Raw genomic sequence first — 23,210 nt, 5'->3', positions numbered from 1 at the left:
CATCATTTCGTAGCGCGTCCGGCGACACCCCACCGGACGCGCAGACCTTCCACACTCGGAAGGTCTTTTTTTGTTGGCCTGAAGATTCGACCTCAGCCACATCGCCAGACACATCGTTGGGAGCATCGATGACCACCGCCTCGTTCCAGGTGTACGACACGACGTTGCGCGACGGCGCGCAGCAGGAGGGCATGAGCCTCTCCGTCTCCGACAAGCTCGCCATCGCGGCTCTCCTCGACGAGCTCGGCGTCGGTTACATCGAGGGTGGCTGGCCGGGTGCGGTACCCAAGGACACCGACTTCTTCGCCCGCGCGGGCACCGAGCTCACCCTCAAGAACGCGGTGCTCGCGGCGTTCGGGGCGACCCGGCGCGCCGGCGTCCGTGCGGGCGACGACCCCCAGGTGCGCGCCCTGCTCGACGCCGCGACCCCCGTCGTGACGCTCGTGGCCAAGTCGGACGCACGGCACGTGGAGCGCGCCCTGAAGACCACCCGGGCCGAGAACCTCGCGATGATCGAGGACACCGTGGCCTTCCTCGTCGCCGAGGGGCGCAGGGTGGTCCTCGACGCCGAGCACTTCTTCGACGGCTACCGGCACGACGCCGAGTACGCGAGGAGCGCCGTCACCGCCGCGTTCGGCGCCGGCGCCGAGGTCGTCACGCTCTGCGACACCAACGGGGGCATGCTGCCGACGTGGATCAGCGAGATCGTGCACGAGCTGCGCGCCGCGATCTCCGTCGGTGCGGACCGGCTGCTCGGCGTGCACGCGCACAACGACAGCGGCTGCGCCGTCGCGAACTCGCTCGCCGCCGTCGAGGCCGGTGCCACCCATGTGCAGGGCACGATCAACGGGTACGGCGAGCGCACCGGCAACGCCGACCTCGTCACCGTCGTCGCGAACCTCGAGCTGAAGGGCGGCATGTCCCTCCTGGCCGACGGCGGCCTGCGGGAAGCCGCCCGGATCTCGCACGCCATCAGCGAGATCACGAACATCTCGCCGTTCGCGCGCCAGCCGTACGTCGGAGCGAGCGCCTTCGCCCACAAGGGCGGGCTGCACGCCAGCGCCATCCGGGTCGACCCCGACATGTACCAGCACACCGACCCCACCCTGGTCGGCAACGACATGCGGATGCTGGTCTCGGACATGGCGGGCCGTGCCTCCATCGAGCTCAAGGGCCGGGAGCTGGGCTTCGACCTCGCGGGCCAGGGCGAGCTGCTGTCCCGGGTCACGAACCGGGTGAAGGACGACGAGGCGGCCGGCTACACCTACGAGGCTGCCGACGCGTCCTTCGAGCTGCTGCTGCGGTCCGAGCTGGGACGCCGGCCGGAGTTCTACACGGTCGAGTCGTGGCGGACCATCATCGAGACCGTCCCTGCGGGTGCGGCGCCGCCGTCGGTCCACGCGCCCGACGCCGACGCCGTGGCAGAGGCGACCGTCAAGATCCGGGCCGGCGGCGAGCGGATCGTGACGACGGGGGAGGGCAACGGCCCGGTCAACGCGCTGGACCAGGCGCTGCGCACCGCGCTGTCCCAGGTCTACCCGGAGCTGGCCCGGTTCGAGCTCATCGACTTCAAGGTACGCATCCTCGACACGGAGCTCGGCACCGACGCCATCACCAGGGTGCTGATCGACACCAGCGACGGTGAGCACTCCTGGTCAACGGTCGGCGTGGGCCCCAACGTGGTCGAGGCGGCCTGGGAGGCAGTCACCGAGGCGTACGTGTACGGCCTGCTGAAGTCCGGCGTCGAACCTCGCCCCTGACCCAGAACGCCGGGGTGGTCGCCTGACGGCGGCCACCCCGGCGAGTCCGGGTACGGGTGGGATCAGACGACCGGTGCGGCCGGCCGGTCCGCCCTGGGGCTGCCCAGGTCGAAGCGCTGGTCGCGCACGGCGTCGTACGTCGCCTTGATCGCGATGGACGAGCGGTCGTACGTGCGCTGAGCGACGCGGACGAACAGGTAGTCCACGACGGTGAGCTGGGCGATGCGGCTCGACATGGCCCCGACCCGGAACTGGGTCTCGCGGGCCGTGGTGGCCAGGACGACGTCGGACACGAGTCCGATCGGGGCGTCCGGGAAGTTCGTGATCGCCGCGGTGAGCGCGCCACGCTTGCGCGCGTTCTCCAGCGCCTGGTTGGTCTCCCGCGTCTGCCCGGAGTGCGAGACGGCGATCGCCACGTTGCCCGGCTCGAGCAGGGCCGACGAGGCGAGCTGCTGGTGCGGGTCGGGTGAGGTGAAGACGAACACGCCGATGCGCTGCAGCTTCATCGCGAGGTCGGCGGCGGCGAGGTTGGACGAACCGACGCCGTAGACGTCGACCCGCTTGGCCTCTGAGATGGCCACCGCGACCCGCTCGATCGCATCGGTGTCGATCATGCGGGCGGTCTCTTCGATGGTGCGGGCCTCGTGGAAGGCGATCTTCGAGACGACGGCTTCGATGTCGTCGGTCTGGTTGATCTCGCCCTCGGCGATGCCGGAGCGTTCCATCTCGACCTCGCGCCGGCTGGTCGCCTGGGCGAGGTCGATCCGGAACTCGGGGTAGCCCGCGTACCCGACGGCGCGGCAGAAGCGCACGACGGTGGCCTGTGACGTGTCCGCGTGGCCTGCCAGCTCGGTGATGGTCGACTGGACGACCGTGTTCGGGTCGTCGAGGACAGTCTGCGCCACCCTCGCCTCCGCTGGTCGCAGCGTTGGTAGTGCGCGCCTGAGTCGGACGAGGACGTCACCTGTCATGTCGCATCTCCCGGGATGGGGTGGTGGGGCTAGGGGTCGAGAACTTACACCCGTACCGGGGATTCGGGCGTGACGCAGTAGTGAAGGAACGTGTCAGTGAACGACAACCGGTCACTGAAGCTCGTCACCGGGCAGCTCGGTCGCCGAGAGTTCCGCAGCAAGGGTGTCCGAGGCACCCATGTCCTCTGCGGCCTCGTTGAGGGTGTGGTGGCCGTCCACCCGGACCGTGAGCCACGGCCGGAACCCGGCCACGGACTGCGGCGCCTCGCGGAGGCGACGGGCCAGGTTGAGCGCGCCGTCGAGCGGCGAGCCGTCGCTCGGGACGAGCGAGACGTCGGGCCGGTCCTCGGAGAGGTGCTTGGTGAGCGACACCGTGAGCGGCGACTCCTCCTGCACCAGGCGGCCGGTCGTGGAGGCGAGCGGCGGGATGCCCCGGCCGAGCGCGCTCGAGAGCGTGTCGGCGAGGTGCCTGCCGGCCTCGTCGAGGATCCGGATCGACGTCGAGTCGCCCTCGGCCGCCGCGATGATGACCTCAGGGGCCATCGAGGCGAGCTGCCGTGCACGCTCGGCGTTCTTGTAGAACTGGTTGGGCCAGCTCTCGATCAGGCCGAACTTGGCGACCGCTGCTTCCAGCAGGCGCTTCGAGGCGCCGCGAGATGCTCCGTCGTGGTAGCGACCGGCGGCGCGCAGCGCCTCGCCACCGACCCAGACGCCTGCGCCCAGGTCGCCGAGCAGGTGGCCCCAGCCGTCCGCGCGGCGCCAGCGGCTCACGCCGTCGTAGCCGAACGCGACCGCGCCGGTACCCACGGAGAGCACTGCCCCTGCACGCCCCTTCAGGGCGCCGAGGTGGGCGGTGAGCGCGTCACCGGCGACCGCGGTGCGGTTGGTGCGCAGCTCGCGCGCCAGGATGTCGTGCACGTCGGTCGGCTTCTCGACCAGAGAGGTCAGGCCGGTGATGCCGACCGCGGCGGAGGCGACCGGTGCGGTGCTGCCGTCGCTCATCCCGTCGTGGCCCATGCGTGCGGCCCAGGCGTTGAAGGACTGGCACAGCGAGGCGACGACCGCTGGAGCGTCGCTGCCGTGGTGGTTCACCTTGACGGCGCGCCCGCTCAGGCTGATGCGCTCGGGGTGTGTGGAACTGCCGAATTCGGCGACAAGGCGCGAGCCACTGCCGCCTACGTCGAGAGCGACGACCCAGGCGTCGACCGCCGCTTCATCAATACCCTGTGCGAGTTCGGACACCAGGTCATTCTGACACGAAACCAGGGCAAGGTTGTCTAAAGGGAGGAGGAAATTCTGGTCTGTTCTGAGACGCCTTCTCGCCAAATAACGGATGTGCCCGACGTCGGGGTCGCACCTTCCGTACCAAAGGCACGGTCCCGACGTCGGACACCGCAGGCACCGTCGCCTACTGTGAACACGTGCGAGGAGAGTTCAAGGTTCCACTCGGAAAGCTGGTTCGTGTCGAGACCGACGTGGTCGAGGCGGAGGGGCCGCCGGGACGGCTGGCGGGGACGCGGGTGAGCGGGGACTTCTTCCTCGAACCCGACGAGGCGCTCGAGGCCATGGGCGCGGCCCTCGACGGCATGTCGGCCGACTCCTCGAAGGCGCAGCTCGCCGAGGCGGTGCGGGGTGCGCTCGAGGACGCCACCGCCGTGGGCTTCGACGCGGACGCCGTCGCCGTGGCCACCCGCCGCGCGCTGGGCCACGCGACCGCCTGGGAGGACCACGAGTTCCAGGTGGTCCGCACCCCCGCGGTGTCGCCGTTGCTCAACGTCGCGCTCGACCAGGTCCTGACCGAGGAGCTGGGTGCGGGGCGGCGTGGGCCGACCCTCCGGTTCTGGGAGTGGGACGAGTCCGCCGTGATCATCGGATCGTTCCAGTCCCTGCGCAACGAGGTCGACGTCGAGGGCGCCGCACGGCACGGGGCCCGCGTGATCCGGCGGATCTCCGGGGGTGGCGCCATGTTCATGGAGCCAGGCAACACGATCTCGTACTCGCTGTACGTGCCGGGCTCGCTCGTGGACGGGCTGAGCTTCGAACGGTCCTACGCGTTCCTGGACGACTGGGTGATCGGCGCCCTGCACGAGCTCGGCATCGACGCCGCGTACGTGCCGCTCAACGACATCGCCTCGCCGGCGGGAAAGATCGCCGGAGCGGCCCAGAAGCGGCTCGCCGGGGGCGCCGTCCTGCACCACGCGACGATGGCCTACGACATGGACGCGGACAAGATGACCGACGTGCTGCGGATCGGGCGCGAGAAGCTCAGCGACAAGGGCACGCGCAGCGCGAACAAGCGGGTCGACCCGCTGCGCTCCCAGACCGGGCTCGGCCGGGCCGCGGTGATCGACGCGCTGGAGGCGTCGTTCCGTGCGCGGTACCGCACCGTGACCGGCGAGATCACCCCCGCCGAGTGGGGGATGGCCGGCGAGCTGGTGGAGTCGAAGTTCGGCACACCGAAATGGACCGCGCGCGTTCCGTAGAACGCGTCATGGGCCCGGCTCCGGATCGCGTGCCATCATGGGCAATCACGGTTTGGTAACACCCCTAGCAGATAGTCCATGCCGTCAGTAATCTCCACGCAATGCCGCGTATAGGGAATTTCATTTCTCAGAAATGTCACCTGGCTACTCTCGCGGCCCCGAGCGGAAGGAAGCCGAACGATGACTCGAGCGATGCGACGGCCCATAGCTGCGGCTACGGGCGCACTGCTTCTCGCTGCCACGACGGCCGCGTGCGGCGGCGGGGGCGGCGGCGAGACCGAGGGTGACGGCACCCTCGACGTCTGGATCATGCAGGGCACCAACCCCGACGCCGAAGGCTTCTTCGCCGACGTCTCGACAGCGTTCGAGGAAGAGACCGGCGCGACGCTCAACGTCGAGTTCGTCGAGTGGGCCGACGCCCACGACCGGTTCGTCACCTCGATCGCAGGCGGCACCACCCCCGACGTCGCGGAGACCGGCACCACCTGGACCCCCGAGTTCGCCGACGCCGGCGCGCTCGCGCCGCTCGACGAGCACGTGGAGGGCGCGGGGGTCGGCGACGACCTGGTCGAAGGACTGGTCGAGGCGGGGACCTACGACGAGCAGCTCTACGGCATGCCCTGGTACGCCGGCGTGCGCTCGCTCGTCTACAACACGGAGATGTTCGAGAAGGCCGGCGTCGAGCCGCCCACCACGTGGGCGGAGCTCGAGGAGGCCGCTGCGGGGCTCAAGGAGGAGTACCCGGACAAGATCGCGGTGGCGGTCCCCGGCGACGCCGAGTTCACGGTCTACCCGTGGGTGTGGGGAGCCGGCGGCGAGGTCGCCACGCTCGAGGGCGACACCTGGACCTCGCACCTCGACAGCCCCGAGTCGCAGGAGGGCATCGAGTTCTGGACCGGCCTGGCCACCGAGGGCGGCTACTCCTCGACCGGTGCCACCACCTGGCGGGAGACCGACGTGCTCGACGCGTTCGCCGCCGGCGACGTCGGCATGGCGGTCATGGGCTCCTGGACGCCCGGCGCCATCGTCGACGCGAACGCCGACATGGAGGGCAAGTTCGCCGCCGTGCCGATCCCTGGCAAGGACGGCGGCATCGCGCCGTCGGTCCTCGGCGGCTCGCACCTGAGCATGTTCGAGACGGCCGAGGACAAGGACCTGGCCTTCACGTTCATCGAGATGATGACCACCGGCGAGTTCGCGCAGCAGTGGGGCGAGCAGTCCGGGTACTTCCCCGGCCAGGTCTCGCTGCTGGACGAGACGCTCGAGAGCACCGACCCGCTCGTGGCGCCGTTCGCCCAGCAGTTCGTCGAGGGCGGCGCCTCCGTGCCGGTGGCACCCACCTACGGTGCGGTGCAGGCCAAGCTCACCACCAGCACCATGATGCAGTCGATCCTCTCGGGGGACGCGGACGTCGCAGAAGCGAGCAAGGCCGCCGCCGAGGAGATGACGAGCGTCCTGAACGGGTCTGAGTGACTCAGCAGCTGACGGAGAGGCTGCCGCGGCTCAGCCGGGCCAGGGCCGCCACCGTGCGGCCCTGGCTGCTGCTCGCCCCCGCGCTGGTGGTCCTGGCGGTGCTGCTGCTGTGGCCGCTGGTGCGGGTGTTCCTCTTCTCCCTGCAGGACTACGGCCTGCGCGAGATCACGACGGGCGAGCCGAACTGGATCGGCACCGCGAACTACGCCGAGATCCTGACGTCGCCCGAGCTGTGGACGGTGGTGCTGCCCAACACCGTCGGGTTCGCCGTGCTGTCCGTTGTGGGCACCGTGGCCTTCGGCACCGGCGTGGCGGTGCTGCTCGCGTCGCTCGGGACCTTCTGGCGCACCGTCACGTCCAGCGCGATCATGGCCGCCTGGGCCATGCCCGCCGTCACCGGCACGTACGTGTGGGTCTGGATCTTCGACGCCGACCGCGGCGTCTTCAACGACGTCCTGATGGGCCTCGGCCTGCTGGACGACCCCACCAACTGGTTCACCGACCGGTGGTCGTTCTACGCGATAGTCCTGCTCAACGTGATCCACCACGGCTTCCCGTTCGTCGCGGTCACCGTGCTCGCCGGCCTGCTCGGGGTGCCGAAGGAGATGCTCGAGGCCGCCGAGATGGACGGCGCCGGCGCGTTCCGCCGGTTCTTCTCGATCATCGTGCCCCAGCTGCGGCAGGTGTTCGCCGTCGTGATCATCCTGTCGACCATCTGGGACTTCAAGGTGTTCGCGCAGGTCTACCTCATGCCCGGCGGCGCGGGCTCGAACCGGTCGGTGCTGAACCTCGGCGTGTGGTCGTACGTCGAGTCCTTCGGGCAGAACCGGTACGGGTTCGGCTCGGCGATCGCCGTGCTGCTGACGCTGCTGCTGCTCGCGATCACCGCCGTCTATGTCCGCACCGTGCTGGCGGAGGAGGAACGATGAGCGGCACCCGCTCGGCCCCTGTCCTGCGCCCGCTGCGGCGTACCGCGCGGCGCTCGCCGCTGCGCCAGCTCGGCAAGGGCGTGCTCGTCGCCCTGCTGCTCGTGTTCACGCTGTTCCCCGTCTACTGGATGCTGAACAGCTCGCTGGACGCGCAGGCCGGGAACACCAACAGCTTCTGGCCGGCAGAGCCGACGCTCGACCACTACGTGTTCGTGCTGACCGAAGGCGGGTTCGGCACGTTCCTGCGCAACTCGCTGCTGGTGGCGCTCGGCACGGTGGTGATCTCGTCGGTCCTCGCCCTGCTGGCGTCCGTCGCGGTGGCGCGCTTCCGGTTCAAGATGCGCACCCAGATCCTCATGCTGGTGCTGATCGTGCAGATGGTGCCGCTCGAGGCGCTCGTCATCCCGCTGTTCGTCCAGGTGCGCGACCTGCAGCTGCTCGAGACCCTGATCGGCCTCGTCGTGGTCTACGTGGCGCTCGCACTCCCGTTCGGCATCTGGATGCTGCGCGGGTTCGTCGCGGCGGTCCCGATCGAGCTGGAAGAGGCCGCCTACCTCGACGGCGCGAGCTGGGGCCGCATGTTCTGGTCGGTCCTGCTGCCACTGGTGGCCCCCGGCCTGGTCGCGACGAGCATCTTCAGCTTCATCACCGCGTGGAACGAGTTCATCTTCGCCATGACGATGCTCGGCGGCGCCACGGAGAGCTACACGGTCGCGATCGGCCTCCGCTCGTTCTTCGGCATCCACTCCAACGACTGGGGGGCCATCATGGCGGCGTCCACGATCATCACCGTGCCCGTGATGATCTTCTTCATCCTGGTCCAGCGCCGCCTCGCGTCCGGCCTCACGGCAGGGGCAGTGAAGGCATGACCACCGAGCACACCGGGCCGGCTCGCACGGAGCGCGCCATCAACGGCGTGCTCCTGCCCGGCTTCGTCAGCGGGAGCAGCGAAGGCGCGGTCCCGGACCACCGGGGGCACGACGGCGGGCTCGTGCCCGGCTGGTTGGCCGACGCCGCCCGCGCGGGCCTGGCCGGCGTCGTCTACTTCGCGCGGAACACGCCGGACGTCGCGACCACAGCGGCCCTGTCCGCCGAGCTGCACGCGATCTCGCCCGACCTGGTGATCGCGGTCGACGAGGAGGGCGGCGACGTCTCGCGGCTCGAGGCGGTCACCGGATCGTCCCTGCCCGGGGCGGCGGCGCTCGGCGCCTACCCCGGTGGCGGCACCGTCTCGCTGGACGCCGGCCGGGCACTGGGCCGGCTGCTCGCCGCGACCGGCATCGACCTGCTCCTCGGCCCGGTGCTCGACGTCGTCTCCGAGCCGGACAACCCGGTGATCGGCGTGCGCGCCTTCGGCACCACGCCCGACGGCGTCGCCCGGCACGGCATCGCGTTCGCGCGCGGCGTGCGCAGCGCCGGTGTCGGGGTGTGCGGCAAACACTTCCCCGGGCACGGCGCCACCACCGTGGACTCACACATCGGGCTACCCGTGGTGGACGAACCGCTCGACCTCGTGCGAGCGCGTGACCTCCTGCCGTTCGCGCGCGCTCTGCGGCCGGAGGGCAGGGACGCAGGCCAGTCCACGCTCGACGCCGTCATGACCGCGCACGTGCTCTTCCCCGCGCTCGGACCGGCGCCCGCCTCCGTCGAGCCGGCCGCTACCCGCCTGCTGCGCGAGCTCGGCCACCACGGACCGGTCATCACCGACGCCCTCGACATGGGCGCGCTGCGCCAGCTCACCGGCTCCGTGGGGGAGGCCGCCGTCCGCGCCGTCGAGGCGGGCGCCGACCTGCTCTGCCTCGGCCTGGACCCCGCCCTGTACACCGAGTCGTACGACGCGTTGAGCCGGGCGGTAGCCACCGGGCGGCTGACCGTCGAGCGCCTCGAGGAGTCCAGCGCGCGCACCCGGGCGCTCGTGACGGCCGTCCGGGACCGGCGGGCAGCCGCAGGGACGGCAGCGGGCGTCGACGTCGCGACGGCGGCGCTCGCTGACCTGTCCGAGCTCGGGGCGCAGATCGCGGACGCCGTCGTGCACGTGCGGGGCGGGCGGCTGGTGCCGTTCGCGCCAGGGGCGGAGCCGGACGTGGTCGACCTGCGGACGCGGCTGGACCACGCGGCGGGACGGAAGGCCCAGCACGTGCAGGCAGCGATCGCCGCGGCGTGGCCAGGGAGCAGGGTGTATCCCGCCGACGGGAGCGGGAGCGGCGCCGGAGAACGGACCGGAGACAGCGCTGTCGACGGTGTGGTCCACGGTGCGGCCGACGGGGAACCGACGGAACTCGGTCTGGGCGAACATGGACTTGCGGTGCTAATTGCCCGATTCACCCGGTACGGTGTATCGGCGGATCTCGACAGAACCGGTACTGAACGTGGCGCAGAATTTCCTGAGGGCACCGTCCATGACGCGTCCCGCTCCGAACCGTTGGTGGTGATCACCCGTGAACCCGTGCCGGGTTCGGCCGAACGAGCCCGCCTGGAGCAGCTCTGGGCGGTCCGGCCGGATCTCGTCGTGGTGCACACGGGTCTTCCCGGACCGGTCGGAGACTGGTTCGGAACGCTGAGCGGTGGTGGCCCGGCGGTCGTGGTGGCGTGCGGGACGGGGCGGGCGAACGCGACGGCCGCCGTCGGCCGCCTCCGCGGACGGGCGGGCGGGCACCACGGCGAAGAGCAGCACAGCAGCGAGCAGTGACGAGCGACGATGAGCGATGAACGATGAGCAACGAGCAGCACAGGGTCCAAGAGCACACAGCAGGTAGAACGAAAGGGGCTCGCCGATGATCGCGGAGGCGGGATTCGAACGGCACGCACAGTCGGCGCCGCGCCCGGTCTCACCCACCGAGGAGCGCAATCCGCGCACACGTGACATCGACGTGGTCTCCACCGCCGAGATGGTGCGCATGATCACCGACGAGGACGCCGCCGTCATCGCCGCGGTACGCGCTGCGCACCCGCGCATCGTCGAGGCGATCGACCTGGCCGTCGAGGGGATCCGCGCCGGGGGCCGGGTGCACTACGTGGGTTCCGGCACGTCCGGCCGGATGGGCCTGCTCGACGCCGCGGAGCTGCTGCCCACCTACGGCGTCGGCGAGGAGATGTTCGTGCCGCACCTGGCGGGTGGGCTGGGTGCCTTCAAGAAGGCGGCCGAGGGCGCGGAGGACGACACCGAGGCAGGCGGGGCACTCGTGTCCGACGTCGGCCCCGCCGACATCGTGTTCGGCATCGCCGCGAGCGGCGGCACGCCGTACGTCGGGGGAGCACTCGACATGGGCCGTGCGCGGGGGGCGCGGACGGTGCTGCTGGCGTCCAACCCCTTCGCCGCCCTGGCACCGAAGGCGGACGTGCCGATCCTGGTGAACACCGGCCCTGAGGCCATCACCGGCTCCACCCGCATGAAGGCGGGCACCGCCCAGAAGATGGTGCTCAACACCTTCTCGACGGCGGTCATGGTGCGGCTCGGCAAGACCTACTCGAACCTCATGGTCGAGGTGCTCGCGACCAACGCCAAGCTGCGCCAGCGGCTGGTGCGCCTGCTCACGCAGGCGACGAACCTGGCGCCGGACGTGTGCGGGAACGCGCTGGCCGCGACGGACGGCGACCTGCGGGCCGCCCTCGTGATGCTCGTGGCGGGCGTGGACCGGTCCGTGGCCACGCGCGCGCTGGCCGGTGAGCCTGGCCGGATCGGCGGTCCGTCGGTGCGGGACGCCCTGGCGACCCTAGGCATCGAACCGGCGTGACGCGCCCACGGCCAGGCTGGGTCAGGCCGGGACCAGGTCGGTGAGCGGGCCCCGGGGGGCGTGGGCGTTGCTGACGTCGGCGGCCAGCTTCGCGACCAGGATGTCGCCACCCTTGGTGAGCTGCTGGCCGCGCTCCTCGAACCCGAGGCGGCCGTGGAAGCGCAGCGAACCGGGGTTCGGCGGGTTCAGGTTGACCTCACAGGTGACCACCTCGTGGCCGGCGGTGCGGGCGGCGTCGAACACGGCGTCGTAGAAGAGGCGGCCGATGCCGCGTCCGCGGGCCTTCTCGCCCACCACGATGCGGTCGACGTACAGGTGGTCCAGACCGCGCTCCTCGAACCAGGCGTAGTTCTCGCCGGCCCAGTCCTCGCCGCCCTCGAGCGCGACGACGAAGCCGAGGGGGTCCTCCGGCGTCCCCGGGTCGACGGCGACCAGGGCGAGCGACGAGGCGTCGAGCAGCTCGGTCATGTCGTCGGCCGGGGTGACGGGGACGGCGGGGACCGAGGCGTTGTTCAGGGTGACCAAGCGAGAGACGTCGGCGTCAGTGGCGGGGCGCAGCAGGGTGGCCGTGGGCATGGCGCGATCACTCCAAGGAGTTGATGGGGGAGACCATGGACTGTATCCGCCCGTCCTCCGCACGTCTGTGACCTGCGTCAAAGAGTGGTGGCGGTCACTCGTCGCGGACGGGCCGGGGCACGGCGTCGCACCCGGTCACGGCGTCGGGCGCCGGCCGAACACCGCCGTGCCCACCCGCACGATGGTCGCGCCCTCTGCGATCGCGAGCTCCAGGTCGCCGGTCATGCCCATGGAGAGCTCTGTAGCGGTCTCCGTGCCCTGAGCGCTCGACGCGCGGACCTCGTCGCGCACCGCGCGCAGCCGGGCGAACCCCGCGCGGACGGTGTGCTCGGCCGCGGAGTCCAGGTGCGCGCCGATGGTCATGAACCCGGTCAGCCGTAGGCCGGGCAGCGCGGCGACCGCGGTGGCGAGCGCCCCGGCGGCGTCGGGCTCCACACCGGACTTGCTCTCCTCGCCCGTGACGTTGACCTGGACCATCACGTCCAGCGCACGGTCGCCGGTACGACCGTCGCGCACGCAGCGGTCCGAGATCGCCTGCGCGAGGTCCAGCGAGTCGAGCGTCTCAAGACCCGTGGCCGTTGCCAGCACCTGGTTGATCTTGTTGCGCTGCAGATGACCGATCATGTGGACCTCCAGCGCGCCCGCCGCGAGACGGTCGGCCACGGCGGGGGCCTTCGCGACGAGCTCCTGCACGCGGTTCTCGCCGATCAGGTCGACACCCGCCGCCAGCGCCTCGAGCACGGCCTGGGGCGGCTGCGTCTTGGTCGCGACGAGGAGGCGTACCTCGCCAGGGTCGCGCCCGGCGGCGCCGGCGGCCGCGGCGATGCGGTCGCGGACGACGGCGAGCCGGGCGGCGACCGAGCCGGGCCCGGTGGCGGGCGGCTCCGCCGCGGACGGGCCGGTAGCGGGGCGCTGGGGCGTGGAGGACTGGGACTCGGCGGGCACGTGCCGAGTCTATTTCGGCGGGCCCGCGCGGTTGCACGAGCGGCTGCGGGCGGTTCAGGGTGGGCTCAGGGGGTTTCCTGGTTCCGGGGACCCGCCGTCCTACGGAAGGATGGAACCCATGAAGACGCTGCTGAACATCATCTGGGTCATCTTTGCGGGGTTCGGGCTGTGGCTCGGGTACATGCTCGCGGGGATCATCTGCTGCCTGCTCATCGTCACCATCCCGTTCGGCATCGCGTCCTTCCGCATCGCGGGATACGCCCTGTGGCCGTTCGGGCGCGAGGTCGTCGAGAGCCCGCGCTCCGGCGCGCTCGCCCTGGTCGGCAACGTGATCTGGGTGATCGTCGCCGGCTGGTGGCTCGCCCTCGGGCACATCGTCACCGCGATCCCGCTCGTGATCTCGATCATCGGCATCCCGATGGCCTGGGCGAACCTCAAGCTCATCCCGGTGTCGCTCATGCCGCTGGGCAAGCAGATCGTGCCCAGCGACGCCCTGCTGCCGACCTACCGCAAGACCGTCTCGGCCTGACTCCTGCGGACCTGGCTCCTGCGGGACGGCGGCTCAGTCGCGTGCGATCGGCGCCGTCGTCCCGCCCGTGAGCGTGAGCAGGTCAGCCGGCGCGAGGCCGACGTCGAGCCCGCGCCGGCCCCCTGAGACGTAGACGACGTCGTACGCGCGGGCCGACTCGTCCAGCACCGTGGTGTGCCGGGTCTTCTGGCCCAGCGGCGAGATGCCGCCGACGACGTACCCGGTGGCGCGCTCGGCCGTAGCGGGCTCCGCCATCGCGGCCCGCTTGCCGCCGGCCGCTCGGGCCAAGGCCTTCAGATCGAGCTTGCGGTCCACCGGGACGATGCCGACCACGAGCTTTCCGTCGACCTCTGCCAGCAGTGTCTTGAACACCTGCGGAGCATCGACGCCGATCGCTTCGGCGGCCTCCATCCCGAAGCTGAGGTCGCTCGCCGGGTCGTGCTCGTAGGGATGCAGCGTGTGCGGCACGCCCGCCTTCTCGAGCGACATCACGGCCGGCGTTCCGTGGCTGGCCCGCGCCGCCTTCTTGGTGGTCGTCCTGTTCGCTGACGTTCGTCTCTCCGAGTTCTTGGCCACGACGCGATTCTGCCGCCTCGGGCGCCCGGCGGCGCACGGATTTCCCGTGTTTTCCCGCGCGAGCGCGCTGCCGTCACCGTCCCGCGCCGTGCAATCCCGCGGAGTCCGGTCGGGAACTACGTGGCTAACGTGGGGGGCGTGCTCGCCCTCCTGATCCTCGCCATCCTCGTCGGGGGTTCGTTGCAGCGTGTCGCGGGCATGGGCTTCGGGCTCGTCGCCGGTCCCTTCATCGTGCTTCTCATCGGCCCGGTCGAGGGTGTGCTCTTCGTCAACCTCGCCGGCGCGATGATGGCGCTGCTGGTGCTCGGGCGGACGATCCGCGGGGTCGACTGGCACCGCTATCGCTGGCTGGTGACGGCGTCGGTCATCGTCACCGTGCCTGCGGCGCTGCTCATCCGTGACGCGAGCGCGTCCGTGCTGGAGATCAGCATGGGTGGCGCGGTGGTGGGCGCCATGGTGCTCGCCCAGGTCACCTCACGCCTGCGCGGGTCGAAACGCCCGTTCGCGCCGGAGGCACGCCTGCCGCTCCTGCTCACGGGGGCGGTGGCCGGCTTCGGCAGCGTCGCGGCAGGGATCAGCGGCCCGCCCATCGCCGTCTACTCCGTGCTCGACCGCTGGGACCCGCGCGCGTTCGCGGCCACGGTCCAGCCGATCTTCCTGACCAACGCGATAGCGGCGATCGTGGCCAAGCTGCTGGTCGCCGACGCCACGTTCCCGAACCTGGCCGCGTGGGAGTGGGCGACGATCGGCGTAGCCCTCGTGGCGTCCATCGGGCTCGGGGAGCTGCTCGTCGGACGGGTCTCGGCGAGCGCCACGCGCAAGGTGCTCGTGGCGCTCGCCTACGTCGGCGGGTTCGCGACGCTCGGCCGCGGCCTGCTGGGCCTGGCCGGCTGACCTCCGGGGCCCGGTCTGCACTCGGCCGCGGGTCAGCCCTGGTCGAGCGGCCCCAGGACCATCGACGGCTCGCCCAGCGCGGTGAGCCTGGCCGCTCCGACGTTCCCGACGGTGCAGCTCCCGCTGCGCGGCTCCCCGCCGTTCCAGACCTGACGCAGGCAGTTGCGCATCGCGAGCTGCCCCCAGTAGCTGGGGTGCAGCGACTCCTGCGCGTAGTAGGGGTCGTTGCCGATCGTGGTGACCGTGCGGATCTGGTTGACCCACTCGGTCCGGTCGACGGCGCCGGGCGACTGCCAGCCGGGGAGGCCCACCTCCTCGTACAGGCCGACGCCGTTCTCGCACAGCCGCTTGCCGTCGAACGCGTGCGTCATGTCGAGGGTGCGGACGTTCGGCAGCCCGACGTCGGACGCTGCACCGAGGAGCGCCCCGTTGATGGTCGGGAGCGCCGTGGCGTTGGCCCAGTCGGCATCCCGGTTCCAGAGGCCGCACCCGCCCGTCGACTGGCGCGTGTAGCCGGACTCGGAGTACCGGAACCCTGAGCCGCTCGGGACGGGCGACGGGTACGTCTGGACGACGAGGGTCCACTCGTCCGTGCTGTACCCGGCGTCGCTCATGGCGGTCGCGACGTTGCCGAGTGCTCCGGCTACCCGGGAGCGGACGGCGGCGACGTTCGCGGCCGTGAAGTTGGCCGCGACCGAGCTGTCGTCGTGGCAGTAGTTCTTCCACCAGGACGGTGAGGTGAGGAAGTTGACCACGCAGGACTGCACGACGCTCGCGAACTCGAAGTCGTTCCCACCGATCGACACCACGACCATGCGGACGTTCCTGGTGGCTGCGGCCTCCTGCAGCATGAGCGCCTGACCCTGGCCGGCGGAGCCGTCGTAGAAGTCGATCCCTGGCTTGAAGTACCTGCCGGTCGAGGTGGCGGTCGTGGCGCCGCTGCAGGCGAGGTTGAGGCCGTCCACGCCGCCGCCGATGTGGGCCTCGGCGGAGGACGCGCGGTGGCAGCGGGCGATCACCTCGTCGGTGCCGCTGGGGTTGTCGTGGTAGGCGTGCCGGCCGAGCGCGTCGGCACGCCGGTAGTCGTCGTTGGAGCTCCCGGCCCAGCGGCCGGCCTCCCCGGAGATGTACGAGTCACCGAGGGTCACGATCCACGGTGTGCCGTCGCCGGGTCCGTCGGTGGCGACGGGCGTGGTGGCGACGGGTACAGCGGCGACGGGCAGTGCCGTGCCGACGAGCGCGGCGGGAACGATGAGCGAGAACAGGGCGGTGAGTGCGGCAGGGCGGAAGCGCATGGTGACACTCCTGTCGTCCGGGCAGGCGCCAGCGACGTTGCTGACTCTGACTCAATTAACAGGAGTGTACGGAAAGTCCACCGAATGGTAAAGATTCACCCAAAGCTAGTTCCTGCTCAGATCTGCCCGACGTCGAGTACGGTCAGGACGACCTCGCCGGCCTCGTCGCTCCCTGCCAGGTCGATCTGTGCGGTGACCGCCCAGTCGCGGTTGGCGTCGGCGTCGTCGAGCACCTGCCGGACCCACCAGGTGCCCGGCTCGACCCGCCCGCCGCCCGAGCTGCCGGGCAGCTCGGCGCCGGGTTCGAGGATCGTCAGCAGTGCGGCGGACCGCGCCTCGGGGCCGATCCCGACGGCGTCGTCGCCCTGCTCCTCGAACAGCGGGTCCAGCGCGTCGCCCCAGGCGTCGGCGTCCCAGCCGCCACCGAGGGCGGCCAGGGCCCCGTAGGACTCGCGTGCGATCAGCTCGACGCGGCGGAACATCGCGTTGCGGACGAGTCGGCGGAACGCGCGCGGGTTGCCGGTGACCGGCCGGACAGGGGCTTCGGCGCCGGCGTCGGCCAGCTCGCCGTTGGTCACGAGGTCGGCGTCGTCGTCCACCGGGTTCGCCAAGCGTTCCCATTCATCGAGCAACGAGGAGTCCACGCCTCGCACGAGCTCGCCCTGCCACTCGATGATCTCCTGCACCTCTTCGGTGCGGTGCTCGTCGGGGACCACCTGGCGCACCGCGCGGTAGGCGTCGGCGAGATACCGCAGCACCACGCCCTCGGTGCGCTCCAGCCCGTACACGCTCACGATCTCGGTGAACGTCATGGCCTTCTCGACCATGTCCCGCACCACCGACTTGGGGGAGAGCTCGGCGTCCGCCACCCACGGGTTGGTGCGGCGGTAGGTCTGGAAGGCCGGCTCGAGGAGGTCGGCCAGCGGCTTGGGCCACGTGACCTCCTCCAGCAGCTCCATGCGCTCCTCGTACTCGAGGCCTTCGGCCTTCATCGCGGCGACGGCCTCGCCGCGCGCCCGGTTCTGCTGGCCCATGAGCACCTGACGGGGGTCGTCCAGGGTCGCCTCGATGACGGAGACGACGTCGAGCGCGTGCGTTGCGCTCTCGACGTCGAGCAGGTCCATGGCCGCGAGGGCGAACGGGGACAGCGGCTGGTTCAGGGCGAAGTCGCGGGGCAGGTCCACCATGAGGCGGGCGGACGGGCGCAGGCCCCGTGCGGCGTCGGGCACGCGGACCTTCTCGACGACGCCCGCGAGCCGCAGCGAGCGGTAGATCCGAAACGCCTGGCGCACGTGCTCCGCCTGCTGGGTCTCCGTGTCGTGGTTGGCCGTCAGAAGGTGACGCATGGCGTCGACGGGGTCCGTCGCCGTCGGTCCGGGGCCGTGGCCCGCCGTGCGGGACGAGGCCCGCGCCAGGACGTTGAGCACCATCGCGTGGTTCACGCGGAACTGGGACACGAGGGGCTCCGGATCGGCGTCGCGCAGCCGCTCGAAGGTCGCCTCGGTCCAGTTCACGCTGCCCGACGGCGCCTTCTTGCGGACTATCTTCTTGAGCTTCTTCGGGTCGTCGCCCGCCTTGGCCAGGAGCTTGCGGTTCTCGATGACGTGCTCGGGCGCCATGACCAGCACCTCGCCGACCGTGTCGTACCCGGCGCGACCCGCGCGGCCGGCGATCTGGTGGAACTCGCGGGCGCTGAGGTGGCGCATGCGCTCGCCGTCGTACTTCACGAGGCTGGTGAGCAGGACCGTGCGGATCGGCACGTTGATACCGACCCCCAGGGTGTCGGTGCCGCACACCACCTTGAGCAGGCCCTTCTGGGTGAGGCGCTCCACGAGGCGGCGGTACTTCGGCAGCATGCCCGCGTGGTGCACGCCGACGCCGTGCCGCAGGAACTTGCTGAGCGTCTTGCCGAACCCGGTGCCGAACCGGAAGGCGCCCATCTCCGCGGTGATGGCCTCCTTCTCGGACTTGCTCGAGACGTTCATCGACAGCATCGACTGCGCCCGGTCGACGGCGTCCTTCTGGGTGAAGTGCACCACGTACACCGGGGCGCGGTGGGTCGTGACGAGCTCCTGGATGACGTCCGTGAGCGGCTCGACCACGTAGGAGAAGGTGAGCGGCACCGGGCGTTCGGCCCCGGCGACCTCGGCCACGGGCCGGCCGGTGCGCTCCTCGATGTCCTCGCGCAGGCGCGTCGTGTCGCCGAGCGTGGCGCTCATGAGGATGAACTGCGTGTCCTTGAGCTCCAGCAGGGGCACCTGCCAGGCCCAGCCGCGCTGCGGGTCGCCGTAGTAGTGGAACTCGTCCATCACCACCTGCGAGATGGCGTCGTCGTCGGTGTCGGCACCGGTCTCGCCGTCGCCGTTGCCACGGCGGAGGGCAAGGTTCGCGAGGATCTCCGCGGTGCAGCAGATGATGGGGGCGTCCGGGTTGACGGCGGAGTCGCCGGTCATCATGCCGACGTTCTTCGAGCCGAACGCCGCGACCAGGTCGAAGAACTTCTCGCTGACCAGCGCCTTGAGCGGGGCCGTGTAGTAGGTGCGGCCACCCCTGCCGGAGCGGTGGGCGGCCAGGGCTGCGAACTGCGCACCCATCGCGACCATCGACTTGCCCGAGCCCGTTGGCGTCGCCAGAACGACGTGGGAGCCCGTCATGACCTCCAGGAGGGCCTCCTCCTGGTGCGCGTAGAGCGCCCGCCCGCCCGCGGCGGCCCACTCGCCGAAGCTCTCGAACAGCACGTCCGGATCGGGATCCTTGCCCGTCGGTGCCGGCAGGTACGGGATCAGGGTCCCGGCCGGCTTCGGGGTGCCCGACGCCGATCCGGGGTCACCGGTGGTCGAGGGGGCTGTCGAGGAGGTCGAGGTTGTCGAAGAGGGCGCCGTCATGGTGGTGCCCATTGTTGCAGGCGGGTGAAGAGCGCGGTCCGACGGCGGCATCGATGCTGAAGAGCCGGCGGCGAGAGGGGCCGGGGAAGGTGTGGAAGCGACCCCGACGTCGTGCACGTCATCGTCGGCGTGTCGCGTGCAGCCTGTTGGGCTCGGCCGGGTCCCCGGGCACGTGCCGTCAGGCGTGAGGATCGTCGGCCGTGGGCTCAAGAACCGGAACGACGGTCGGCTCGACGCCCGCACGCTTCTCGCCCGCCTGGACCGCGATCACGCCGGCGAGGATCAGGACTCCGCCGACGAGCTGGATGGTGCGGGGCAGCTCGCCGAGCAGCAGCCAGGCGAAGCCGATGGCGGCAACCACCTCGAACAGCCCGACGAAGGACGACAGCCGAGGCCCCAGGAGGCGGCCAGCGGCGATCCCGGTGACGTAGGCGAGACCGGCGGTCACGATGCCGAGGCCGACCACCGGCAGCCACCATGGCACCTCCGCGCCCGCGTAGACCGGCGACGCCGTGCTGTAGGTCAGCGGCATGATCCCGGTCGCGCCGAGCAGGCCCAGCGCGAGGGTTGCGGTGGTCAGGCCGCCCGCGGCCAGGGCGAACGGCGGCAGGCCGGTGTCGACGTTCGCGTTGATGACGAAGTATGTGGACACCGCGAGCATCGCGACCAGTGCCCACGCGACGCCGACAGGGCTGACCGATGTGGTGCCCGGCACGCCGGAGACGAGGTCCAGCACGAGCACCAGGCCGACGGCGGCGAGCAGCGTGCCCGCGATCGTGGCCCTCGTGGGTCGCTGGCCGTGCCGCAGCCAGAACCAGAGCACCACGGCGGCGGGCGACGTGTACTCGATCAGCAGCGCCGGGCCGATGGGCATGTGCTGGACGGCGGAGAAGTAGGCGAACTGGCAGCCGGCCACCGACACCGCCCCGTAGACGAAGATCAGGCCGAGGTTGCGGCGTACGGGCCGCCAGTCCCCGCGCAGCGACATGATGCCGAGCGGGAGCACCACGAGGGCCGCGATGGCGACGCGGACGAGCACCATGGCGCCGGGGCTCCAGCCGGTGTCGAGCAGCCCGCTGGCGAACACCCCCGACAGGCTGAACGCCGCCGCCGAGACTCCGGCGAGGACGAGCCCCGTGGTCAGGCGACGGGGGCCCGGCGCTCGGCCAGCACCGAACCTGCCGGTGCTGCCCGTACGGTCGGTGTCAGGTGTCACAGCGCTCATGGGTCCTGACGCTATGGGCGTCGAGGTAATGTGTCAATGTGGTCTTTACTCATGACACCGAGGGAGCTCTCCAGTCCGCCGTCGCCCTGGTGAACGGGGGCGAGCCCCCGGTCACGATCGCGACGGTCGCGGATCTCGACGCGTTCTTCGTCGAGCACGCCTACACAGGGCGGCACGACCGTACGCAGGCCGAGCTCGGCGAGGTGCTGGGGCTCCGGCCGCGGCTGCGCGAGCTGCTCACCGCGGACCGCGACCCTGCCGCAGACCTGGTGAACGAGATGCTGGCCACGGCAGGGGCGGTACCCCAGCTCGTGCGGCACCCGCCGGAGGACTGGCACATTCACGCCGTGCCGACGGACGCCCCGTTCGCCACCCGCATCCTCGTGGAGACCGCGATGGCGATGATCGACGTGATCAGGGACGACGAGATGTCCCGCCTCACGGTCTGCGCCGACAGCGACTGCGCGGGGATCGTCCTGGACCTCTCCCGCAACCGGTCCCGCCGCTACTGCTCGACGACGTGCAGCAACCGCAACGCCCAGGCGGCCCATCGGGCCCGGCGCGCGGATCAGGCATCGACGGTGTAGCGGGTTGGTCCCGACCGCACCGTCGCGCCGATCGCGTCGGCCGGCCCGCTCATCCCAGATCCCACAGGAGGCGGTAGTAGGCGACCCGGTCCGGATCCTCGTCGATCCCGTACGCCTCGTAGACCAGGTGGTCGTGACCAGGGCCGAAGTTCCAGCCCAGGCTGTAGGTCGCGATGGACAGGTCGGCCCAGCGGTCGGCGATGCCGAGTGCGCCGAGATCCACGTGCGCGACCCAGCGGCCGTCGTCGGCGAGCAGGGTGTTGGGTGCGCACGCGTCACCGTGGCAGACGACGAGCCGGTCGTGGTCGGGGGCGTCGAGGAGACGCGCCCGCGCTTCGACCGACCAGCCGTCGGCCGGATGGCCGCTGGCTGCCCGGGTCTCGGCGACGGCGATCCGGTCGCTGATGCTCCAGCTCCAGGGGCACTCGTCGACGGGCAGCGCGTCGTGGAGCGCGCGCAGCCCCGTCCCGATCGCCCGGGCGGCCGTCTCGGGGTCCGCCAGCCAGCGGGGGTCGACGGCGGACCTCGCCTCGATCGCCGTCGTCGTCAGCCACTCGGCGTGCTCGTCGGCGCCGACCTCGAGGACGTGCGGCACCGGCGTGTACCGCTCCGCCCACTGCAGCCGTGCTGCCTCGTCGACAAGATCGACCCCTTCCGCCGCCGACCGTTCCGTGCGCGGCCCCCACTTCACGAAGGTGGCAGGCCGCCGGTCGGTGCCGGGTGCCGTCCCGTCCGGGGAGCCGACGGCGTCGGCCGGGTCGATGCGGAACGTCAGGCCGCCGAGCTCGTTGCTCCAGACCGGCGTGACGAGGGCGTCGCCGGCGATCTCACGCACGACGTCGGGCACAGTGACCGCGCCGGTGGGGATCGTCATGTGGTCAGGGTGCCAGAACCGGCCGCGCCGCCACGAGGTCATTCCGGTGTTCCTGCCGGTGAGCGCCGCACCCGGGGTCCTCCGAACGATGTACGCGGGACGGCAGGAGATCGCCCGTTCGGCCGACGACGGCACGGCCCGGTCACGGGAAGGTCGTGGCATGGCTGCCACCACACCACCGAGCACCTCACCTGCGAAGCCGCCGTCCAGTTCCGCGCTGGGCCCGCACGACGGTCCGAGCGCTCCGGGCGGGCCGGACGCAGCGGGCGCTGTCGGCCGGATCGCCGCGCTCGACGTGCTGCGCGGGATAGCGATCATCGGCACGCTCGCCAGCAACATCTGGATCTTCACGGCGCCCGGCGGACCCGCCGAGTGGATCTCCACCGGCTTCGCCGCCACCGATCCGGTGCAGCGCGTGCTGCAGGCGCTGGTCAACGGGAAGTTCCTCGGGCTGCTCACCCTGCTGTTCGGGGTGGGCCTCGAGCTGCAGTACCGGTCCATGGTCCGGCGTGGCCTGCCCTGGCCGGGCCGGTACGCGCTGCGCGCGGGCATCCTGTTCGTCGAGGGCCTCCTGCACTACATCCTCGTCTTCGAGTTCGACGTCCTGATGGGGTACGCGATCGCGTCCCTGCTGGCCGCCTACCTGATCGGGCGGAGCGACCGGGTCGTTCGCGCCTGGGGCGGCGTGCTGGCCGCGGTGTACGTCGCGGGGATCGTCTCGGTCACCGCCCTGCTCGTGCTGTCCGGCGCGGCGGACGACGCGGACGCGGCAGGCGGCGGGACGGCCGCGAGCGGGGGCGGGCAGTCGGCCACCGCCCCGACCGACGTCCTGTCGACGGCCAGCTGGCTCGACCAGGTCCTCCTGCGGATCACGCACATGGACGTGTTCCGGATCGAGCTGATCCTGATCGTGCCGTCGGCCACCATCCTGTTCCTGGTGGGTTCTCGCCTGGTGCGCGCCGGGATGTTCTCGACGAACGAGGGCGGGGCGCGGCTGCGCCGTCGGCTCGCGTGGGTGGGGCTGGGGGCAGGCCTCCCGCTCAACGCGCTGACGGCCTGGGCAGGGCCGGACTGGTTCCTCGTCGACCGCTACCTGGTGCCGCCCCTGGTGGCCGTCGGCATCCTGGCGCTCGGCACGAGCCTCGTCGACCGTGCCCGGGCACGGGCGGGTACGCAGGCACCGCGGGCGGGCCGGAGCCCCGGCGCCCTGCTCCGGCGCGGGGTCGAGGCCGTCGGGCGGACGGCGCTGTCCTGCTACGTGCTGCAGAACGTGCTGGCGTCGGCGCTCTGCTACGACTGGGGCCTCGGCCTCGCCGGCGGTGGCCCCTGGCAGGCCGTGGCGATCTGGGCGGGGGTCTCGCTGGCCCTGATGCTCCTGGCTCCGCTCTGGCTGCGGAGGTGGCCGCGCGGGCCGATCGAGCTGCTGATGCATCGCGTCTACGACGCGCGCCGCCGCTGACCCGCCGCGGGTGAC

20 protein-coding genes are annotated in these 23,210 nt (G+C 71.3%); 11 read left to right on the top strand and 9 right to left on the bottom strand.

Going from position 1 to position 23,210, the window contains the following annotated elements; translation table 11 throughout:
- Positions 1–128: 128 nt before the first annotated feature.
- Positions 129–1,760: a citramalate synthase gene (cimA, locus tag ACFS27_RS05595; RefSeq protein ID WP_377180851.1), complete on the top strand. Its 1,632-nt coding sequence runs from the start codon at positions 129–131 to the stop codon at positions 1,758–1,760.
- A gap of 62 nt (positions 1,761–1,822) precedes the next feature.
- On the opposite strand, the gene ACFS27_RS05590 is transcribed toward cimA, so the two are convergent.
- Both ACFS27_RS05590 and ACFS27_RS05585 read right to left on the bottom strand, forming a co-directional pair.
- Positions 1,823–2,731, bottom strand: coding sequence for a MurR/RpiR family transcriptional regulator (locus tag ACFS27_RS05590; RefSeq protein ID WP_377180850.1), 909 nt, complete (start codon positions 2,729–2,731; stop codon positions 1,823–1,825).
- Between the two features lie 111 nt (positions 2,732–2,842).
- Entirely contained in the window at positions 2,843–3,973 is a 1,131-nt protein-coding gene (locus ACFS27_RS05585; protein WP_377180849.1) for an N-acetylglucosamine kinase, read from the bottom strand.
- Between the two features lie 179 nt (positions 3,974–4,152).
- On the opposite strand from ACFS27_RS05585, the gene ACFS27_RS05580 reads away from it, so the two are divergent.
- From ACFS27_RS05580 to murQ, 6 genes are all read left to right on the top strand, one after another.
- Positions 4,153–5,214: a lipoate--protein ligase family protein gene (locus ACFS27_RS05580; protein WP_377180848.1), complete on the top strand. Its 1,062-nt coding sequence runs from the start codon at positions 4,153–4,155 to the stop codon at positions 5,212–5,214.
- A 180-nt stretch (positions 5,215–5,394) separates the two neighbouring features.
- A complete protein-coding gene (locus ACFS27_RS05575; protein ID WP_377180847.1) occupies positions 5,395–6,687 on the top strand; it encodes a sugar ABC transporter substrate-binding protein in 1,293 nt (430 codons plus the stop codon).
- Positions 6,684–7,616 (top strand): carbohydrate ABC transporter permease, encoded by a 933-nt coding sequence (locus ACFS27_RS05570; protein ID WP_377180846.1) that lies wholly within the window; start codon positions 6,684–6,686, stop codon positions 7,614–7,616. Before ACFS27_RS05575 ends, ACFS27_RS05570 begins: the two co-directional genes overlap by 4 nt.
- The gene (locus tag ACFS27_RS05565; RefSeq protein ID WP_377180845.1) at positions 7,613–8,485 is read left to right on the top strand and encodes a carbohydrate ABC transporter permease; all 873 of its coding nucleotides are present in this window, start codon (positions 7,613–7,615) and stop codon (positions 8,483–8,485) included. The genes ACFS27_RS05570 and ACFS27_RS05565 overlap by 4 nt, the downstream gene beginning before the upstream one ends.
- The gene (locus ACFS27_RS05560; RefSeq protein ID WP_377180844.1) at positions 8,482–10,305 is read left to right on the top strand and encodes a glycoside hydrolase family 3 N-terminal domain-containing protein; all 1,824 of its coding nucleotides are present in this window, start codon (positions 8,482–8,484) and stop codon (positions 10,303–10,305) included. Before ACFS27_RS05565 ends, ACFS27_RS05560 begins: the two co-directional genes overlap by 4 nt.
- Before the next feature lie 85 nt (positions 10,306–10,390).
- Positions 10,391–11,350 (top strand): N-acetylmuramic acid 6-phosphate etherase, encoded by a 960-nt coding sequence (murQ, locus tag ACFS27_RS05555; protein WP_377180843.1) that lies wholly within the window; start codon positions 10,391–10,393, stop codon positions 11,348–11,350.
- Between the two features lie 21 nt (positions 11,351–11,371).
- Here the strand turns inward: murQ and ACFS27_RS05550 are convergent, their stop codons facing one another.
- Positions 11,372–11,926: a GNAT family N-acetyltransferase gene (locus tag ACFS27_RS05550; RefSeq protein WP_377180842.1), complete on the bottom strand. Its 555-nt coding sequence runs from the start codon at positions 11,924–11,926 to the stop codon at positions 11,372–11,374.
- Positions 11,927–12,061: 135 nt separating this feature from the next.
- Entirely contained in the window at positions 12,062–12,871 is an 810-nt protein-coding gene (locus tag ACFS27_RS05545) for a YggS family pyridoxal phosphate-dependent enzyme (RefSeq protein ID WP_377180841.1), read from the bottom strand.
- 118 nt (positions 12,872–12,989) lie between these two features.
- Here ACFS27_RS05545 and ACFS27_RS05540 point away from each other — a divergent pair, with 118 nt between their 5' ends.
- Positions 12,990–13,400: a YccF domain-containing protein gene (locus tag ACFS27_RS05540; protein WP_377180840.1), complete on the top strand. Its 411-nt coding sequence runs from the start codon at positions 12,990–12,992 to the stop codon at positions 13,398–13,400.
- A gap of 33 nt (positions 13,401–13,433) precedes the next feature.
- On the opposite strand, the gene ybaK is transcribed toward ACFS27_RS05540, so the two are convergent.
- Entirely contained in the window at positions 13,434–13,889 is a 456-nt protein-coding gene (ybaK, locus tag ACFS27_RS05535; protein WP_377183611.1) for a Cys-tRNA(Pro) deacylase, read from the bottom strand.
- Positions 13,890–14,114: 225 nt separating this feature from the next.
- On the opposite strand from ybaK, the gene ACFS27_RS05530 reads away from it, so the two are divergent.
- Positions 14,115–14,870: a TSUP family transporter gene (locus ACFS27_RS05530; RefSeq protein WP_377180839.1), complete on the top strand. Its 756-nt coding sequence runs from the start codon at positions 14,115–14,117 to the stop codon at positions 14,868–14,870.
- 32 nt (positions 14,871–14,902) lie between these two features.
- Here ACFS27_RS05530 and ACFS27_RS05525 read toward each other — a convergent pair whose 3' ends face one another.
- The 3 genes from ACFS27_RS05525 to ACFS27_RS05515 form a co-directional block, all read right to left on the bottom strand.
- Positions 14,903–16,165 (bottom strand): hypothetical protein, encoded by a 1,263-nt coding sequence (locus ACFS27_RS05525; RefSeq protein ID WP_377180838.1) that lies wholly within the window; start codon positions 16,163–16,165, stop codon positions 14,903–14,905.
- Between the two features lie 116 nt (positions 16,166–16,281).
- Positions 16,282–19,050: a DEAD/DEAH box helicase gene (locus tag ACFS27_RS05520; RefSeq protein WP_377180837.1), complete on the bottom strand. Its 2,769-nt coding sequence runs from the start codon at positions 19,048–19,050 to the stop codon at positions 16,282–16,284.
- Positions 19,051–19,228: 178 nt separating this feature from the next.
- Positions 19,229–20,275 carry an EamA family transporter gene (locus ACFS27_RS05515; protein WP_377180836.1) on the bottom strand — a complete coding sequence of 349 codons (1,047 nt, stop codon included), beginning with the start codon at positions 20,273–20,275 and terminating at the stop codon, positions 19,229–19,231.
- Between the two features lie 38 nt (positions 20,276–20,313).
- Here ACFS27_RS05515 and ACFS27_RS05510 point away from each other — a divergent pair, with 38 nt between their 5' ends.
- The gene (locus ACFS27_RS05510) at positions 20,314–20,862 is read left to right on the top strand and encodes a CGNR zinc finger domain-containing protein (protein WP_377180835.1); all 549 of its coding nucleotides are present in this window, start codon (positions 20,314–20,316) and stop codon (positions 20,860–20,862) included.
- A 49-nt stretch (positions 20,863–20,911) separates the two neighbouring features.
- On the opposite strand, the gene ACFS27_RS05505 is transcribed toward ACFS27_RS05510, so the two are convergent.
- Positions 20,912–21,736, bottom strand: coding sequence for a phosphotransferase (locus ACFS27_RS05505; protein ID WP_377180834.1), 825 nt, complete (start codon positions 21,734–21,736; stop codon positions 20,912–20,914).
- 160 nt (positions 21,737–21,896) lie between these two features.
- On the opposite strand from ACFS27_RS05505, the gene ACFS27_RS05500 reads away from it, so the two are divergent.
- On the top strand, positions 21,897–23,195 hold the full coding sequence (locus tag ACFS27_RS05500; protein ID WP_377180833.1) for a DUF418 domain-containing protein: 1,299 nt from the start codon (positions 21,897–21,899) through the stop codon (positions 23,193–23,195).
- The last annotated feature ends 15 nt before the right edge of the window (positions 23,196–23,210 follow it).

The organism is Promicromonospora vindobonensis (genome assembly GCF_042685865.1).
GTDB lineage: Bacteria > Actinomycetota > Actinomycetes > Actinomycetales > Cellulomonadaceae > Promicromonospora > Promicromonospora vindobonensis.
This window is presented reverse-complemented; position numbering and strand designations above follow the sequence as displayed.

Excerpts from the sequence above, each read along its gene's own strand:
- cimA (WP_377180851.1), top strand. The coding sequence starts at position 129 with ATGACCACCGCCTCGTTCCAGGTGTACGACACGACGTTGCGCGACGGC.
- ACFS27_RS05590 (WP_377180850.1), bottom strand. The coding sequence starts at position 2,731 with ATGACAGGTGACGTCCTCGTCCGACTCAGGCGCGCACTACCAACGCTG.
- ACFS27_RS05575 (WP_377180847.1), top strand. The coding sequence starts at position 5,395 with ATGACTCGAGCGATGCGACGGCCCATAGCTGCGGCTACGGGCGCACTG.
- ACFS27_RS05565 (WP_377180845.1), top strand. The coding sequence starts at position 7,613 with ATGAGCGGCACCCGCTCGGCCCCTGTCCTGCGCCCGCTGCGGCGTACC.
- ACFS27_RS05560 (WP_377180844.1), top strand. The coding sequence starts at position 8,482 with ATGACCACCGAGCACACCGGGCCGGCTCGCACGGAGCGCGCCATCAAC.
- murQ (WP_377180843.1), top strand. The coding sequence starts at position 10,391 with ATGATCGCGGAGGCGGGATTCGAACGGCACGCACAGTCGGCGCCGCGC.
- ACFS27_RS05550 (WP_377180842.1), bottom strand. The coding sequence starts at position 11,926 with ATGCCCACGGCCACCCTGCTGCGCCCCGCCACTGACGCCGACGTCTCT.
- ACFS27_RS05540 (WP_377180840.1), top strand. The coding sequence starts at position 12,990 with ATGAAGACGCTGCTGAACATCATCTGGGTCATCTTTGCGGGGTTCGGG.
- ybaK (WP_377183611.1), bottom strand. The coding sequence starts at position 13,889 with ATGTCGCTCGAGAAGGCGGGCGTGCCGCACACGCTGCATCCCTACGAG.
- ACFS27_RS05525 (WP_377180838.1), bottom strand. The coding sequence starts at position 16,165 with ATGCGCTTCCGCCCTGCCGCACTCACCGCCCTGTTCTCGCTCATCGTT.
- ACFS27_RS05520 (WP_377180837.1), bottom strand. The coding sequence starts at position 19,050 with ATGACGGCGCCCTCTTCGACAACCTCGACCTCCTCGACAGCCCCCTCG.
- ACFS27_RS05515 (WP_377180836.1), bottom strand. The coding sequence starts at position 20,275 with ATGAGCGCTGTGACACCTGACACCGACCGTACGGGCAGCACCGGCAGG.
- ACFS27_RS05505 (WP_377180834.1), bottom strand. The coding sequence starts at position 21,736 with ATGACGATCCCCACCGGCGCGGTCACTGTGCCCGACGTCGTGCGTGAG.
- ACFS27_RS05500 (WP_377180833.1), top strand. The coding sequence starts at position 21,897 with ATGGCTGCCACCACACCACCGAGCACCTCACCTGCGAAGCCGCCGTCC.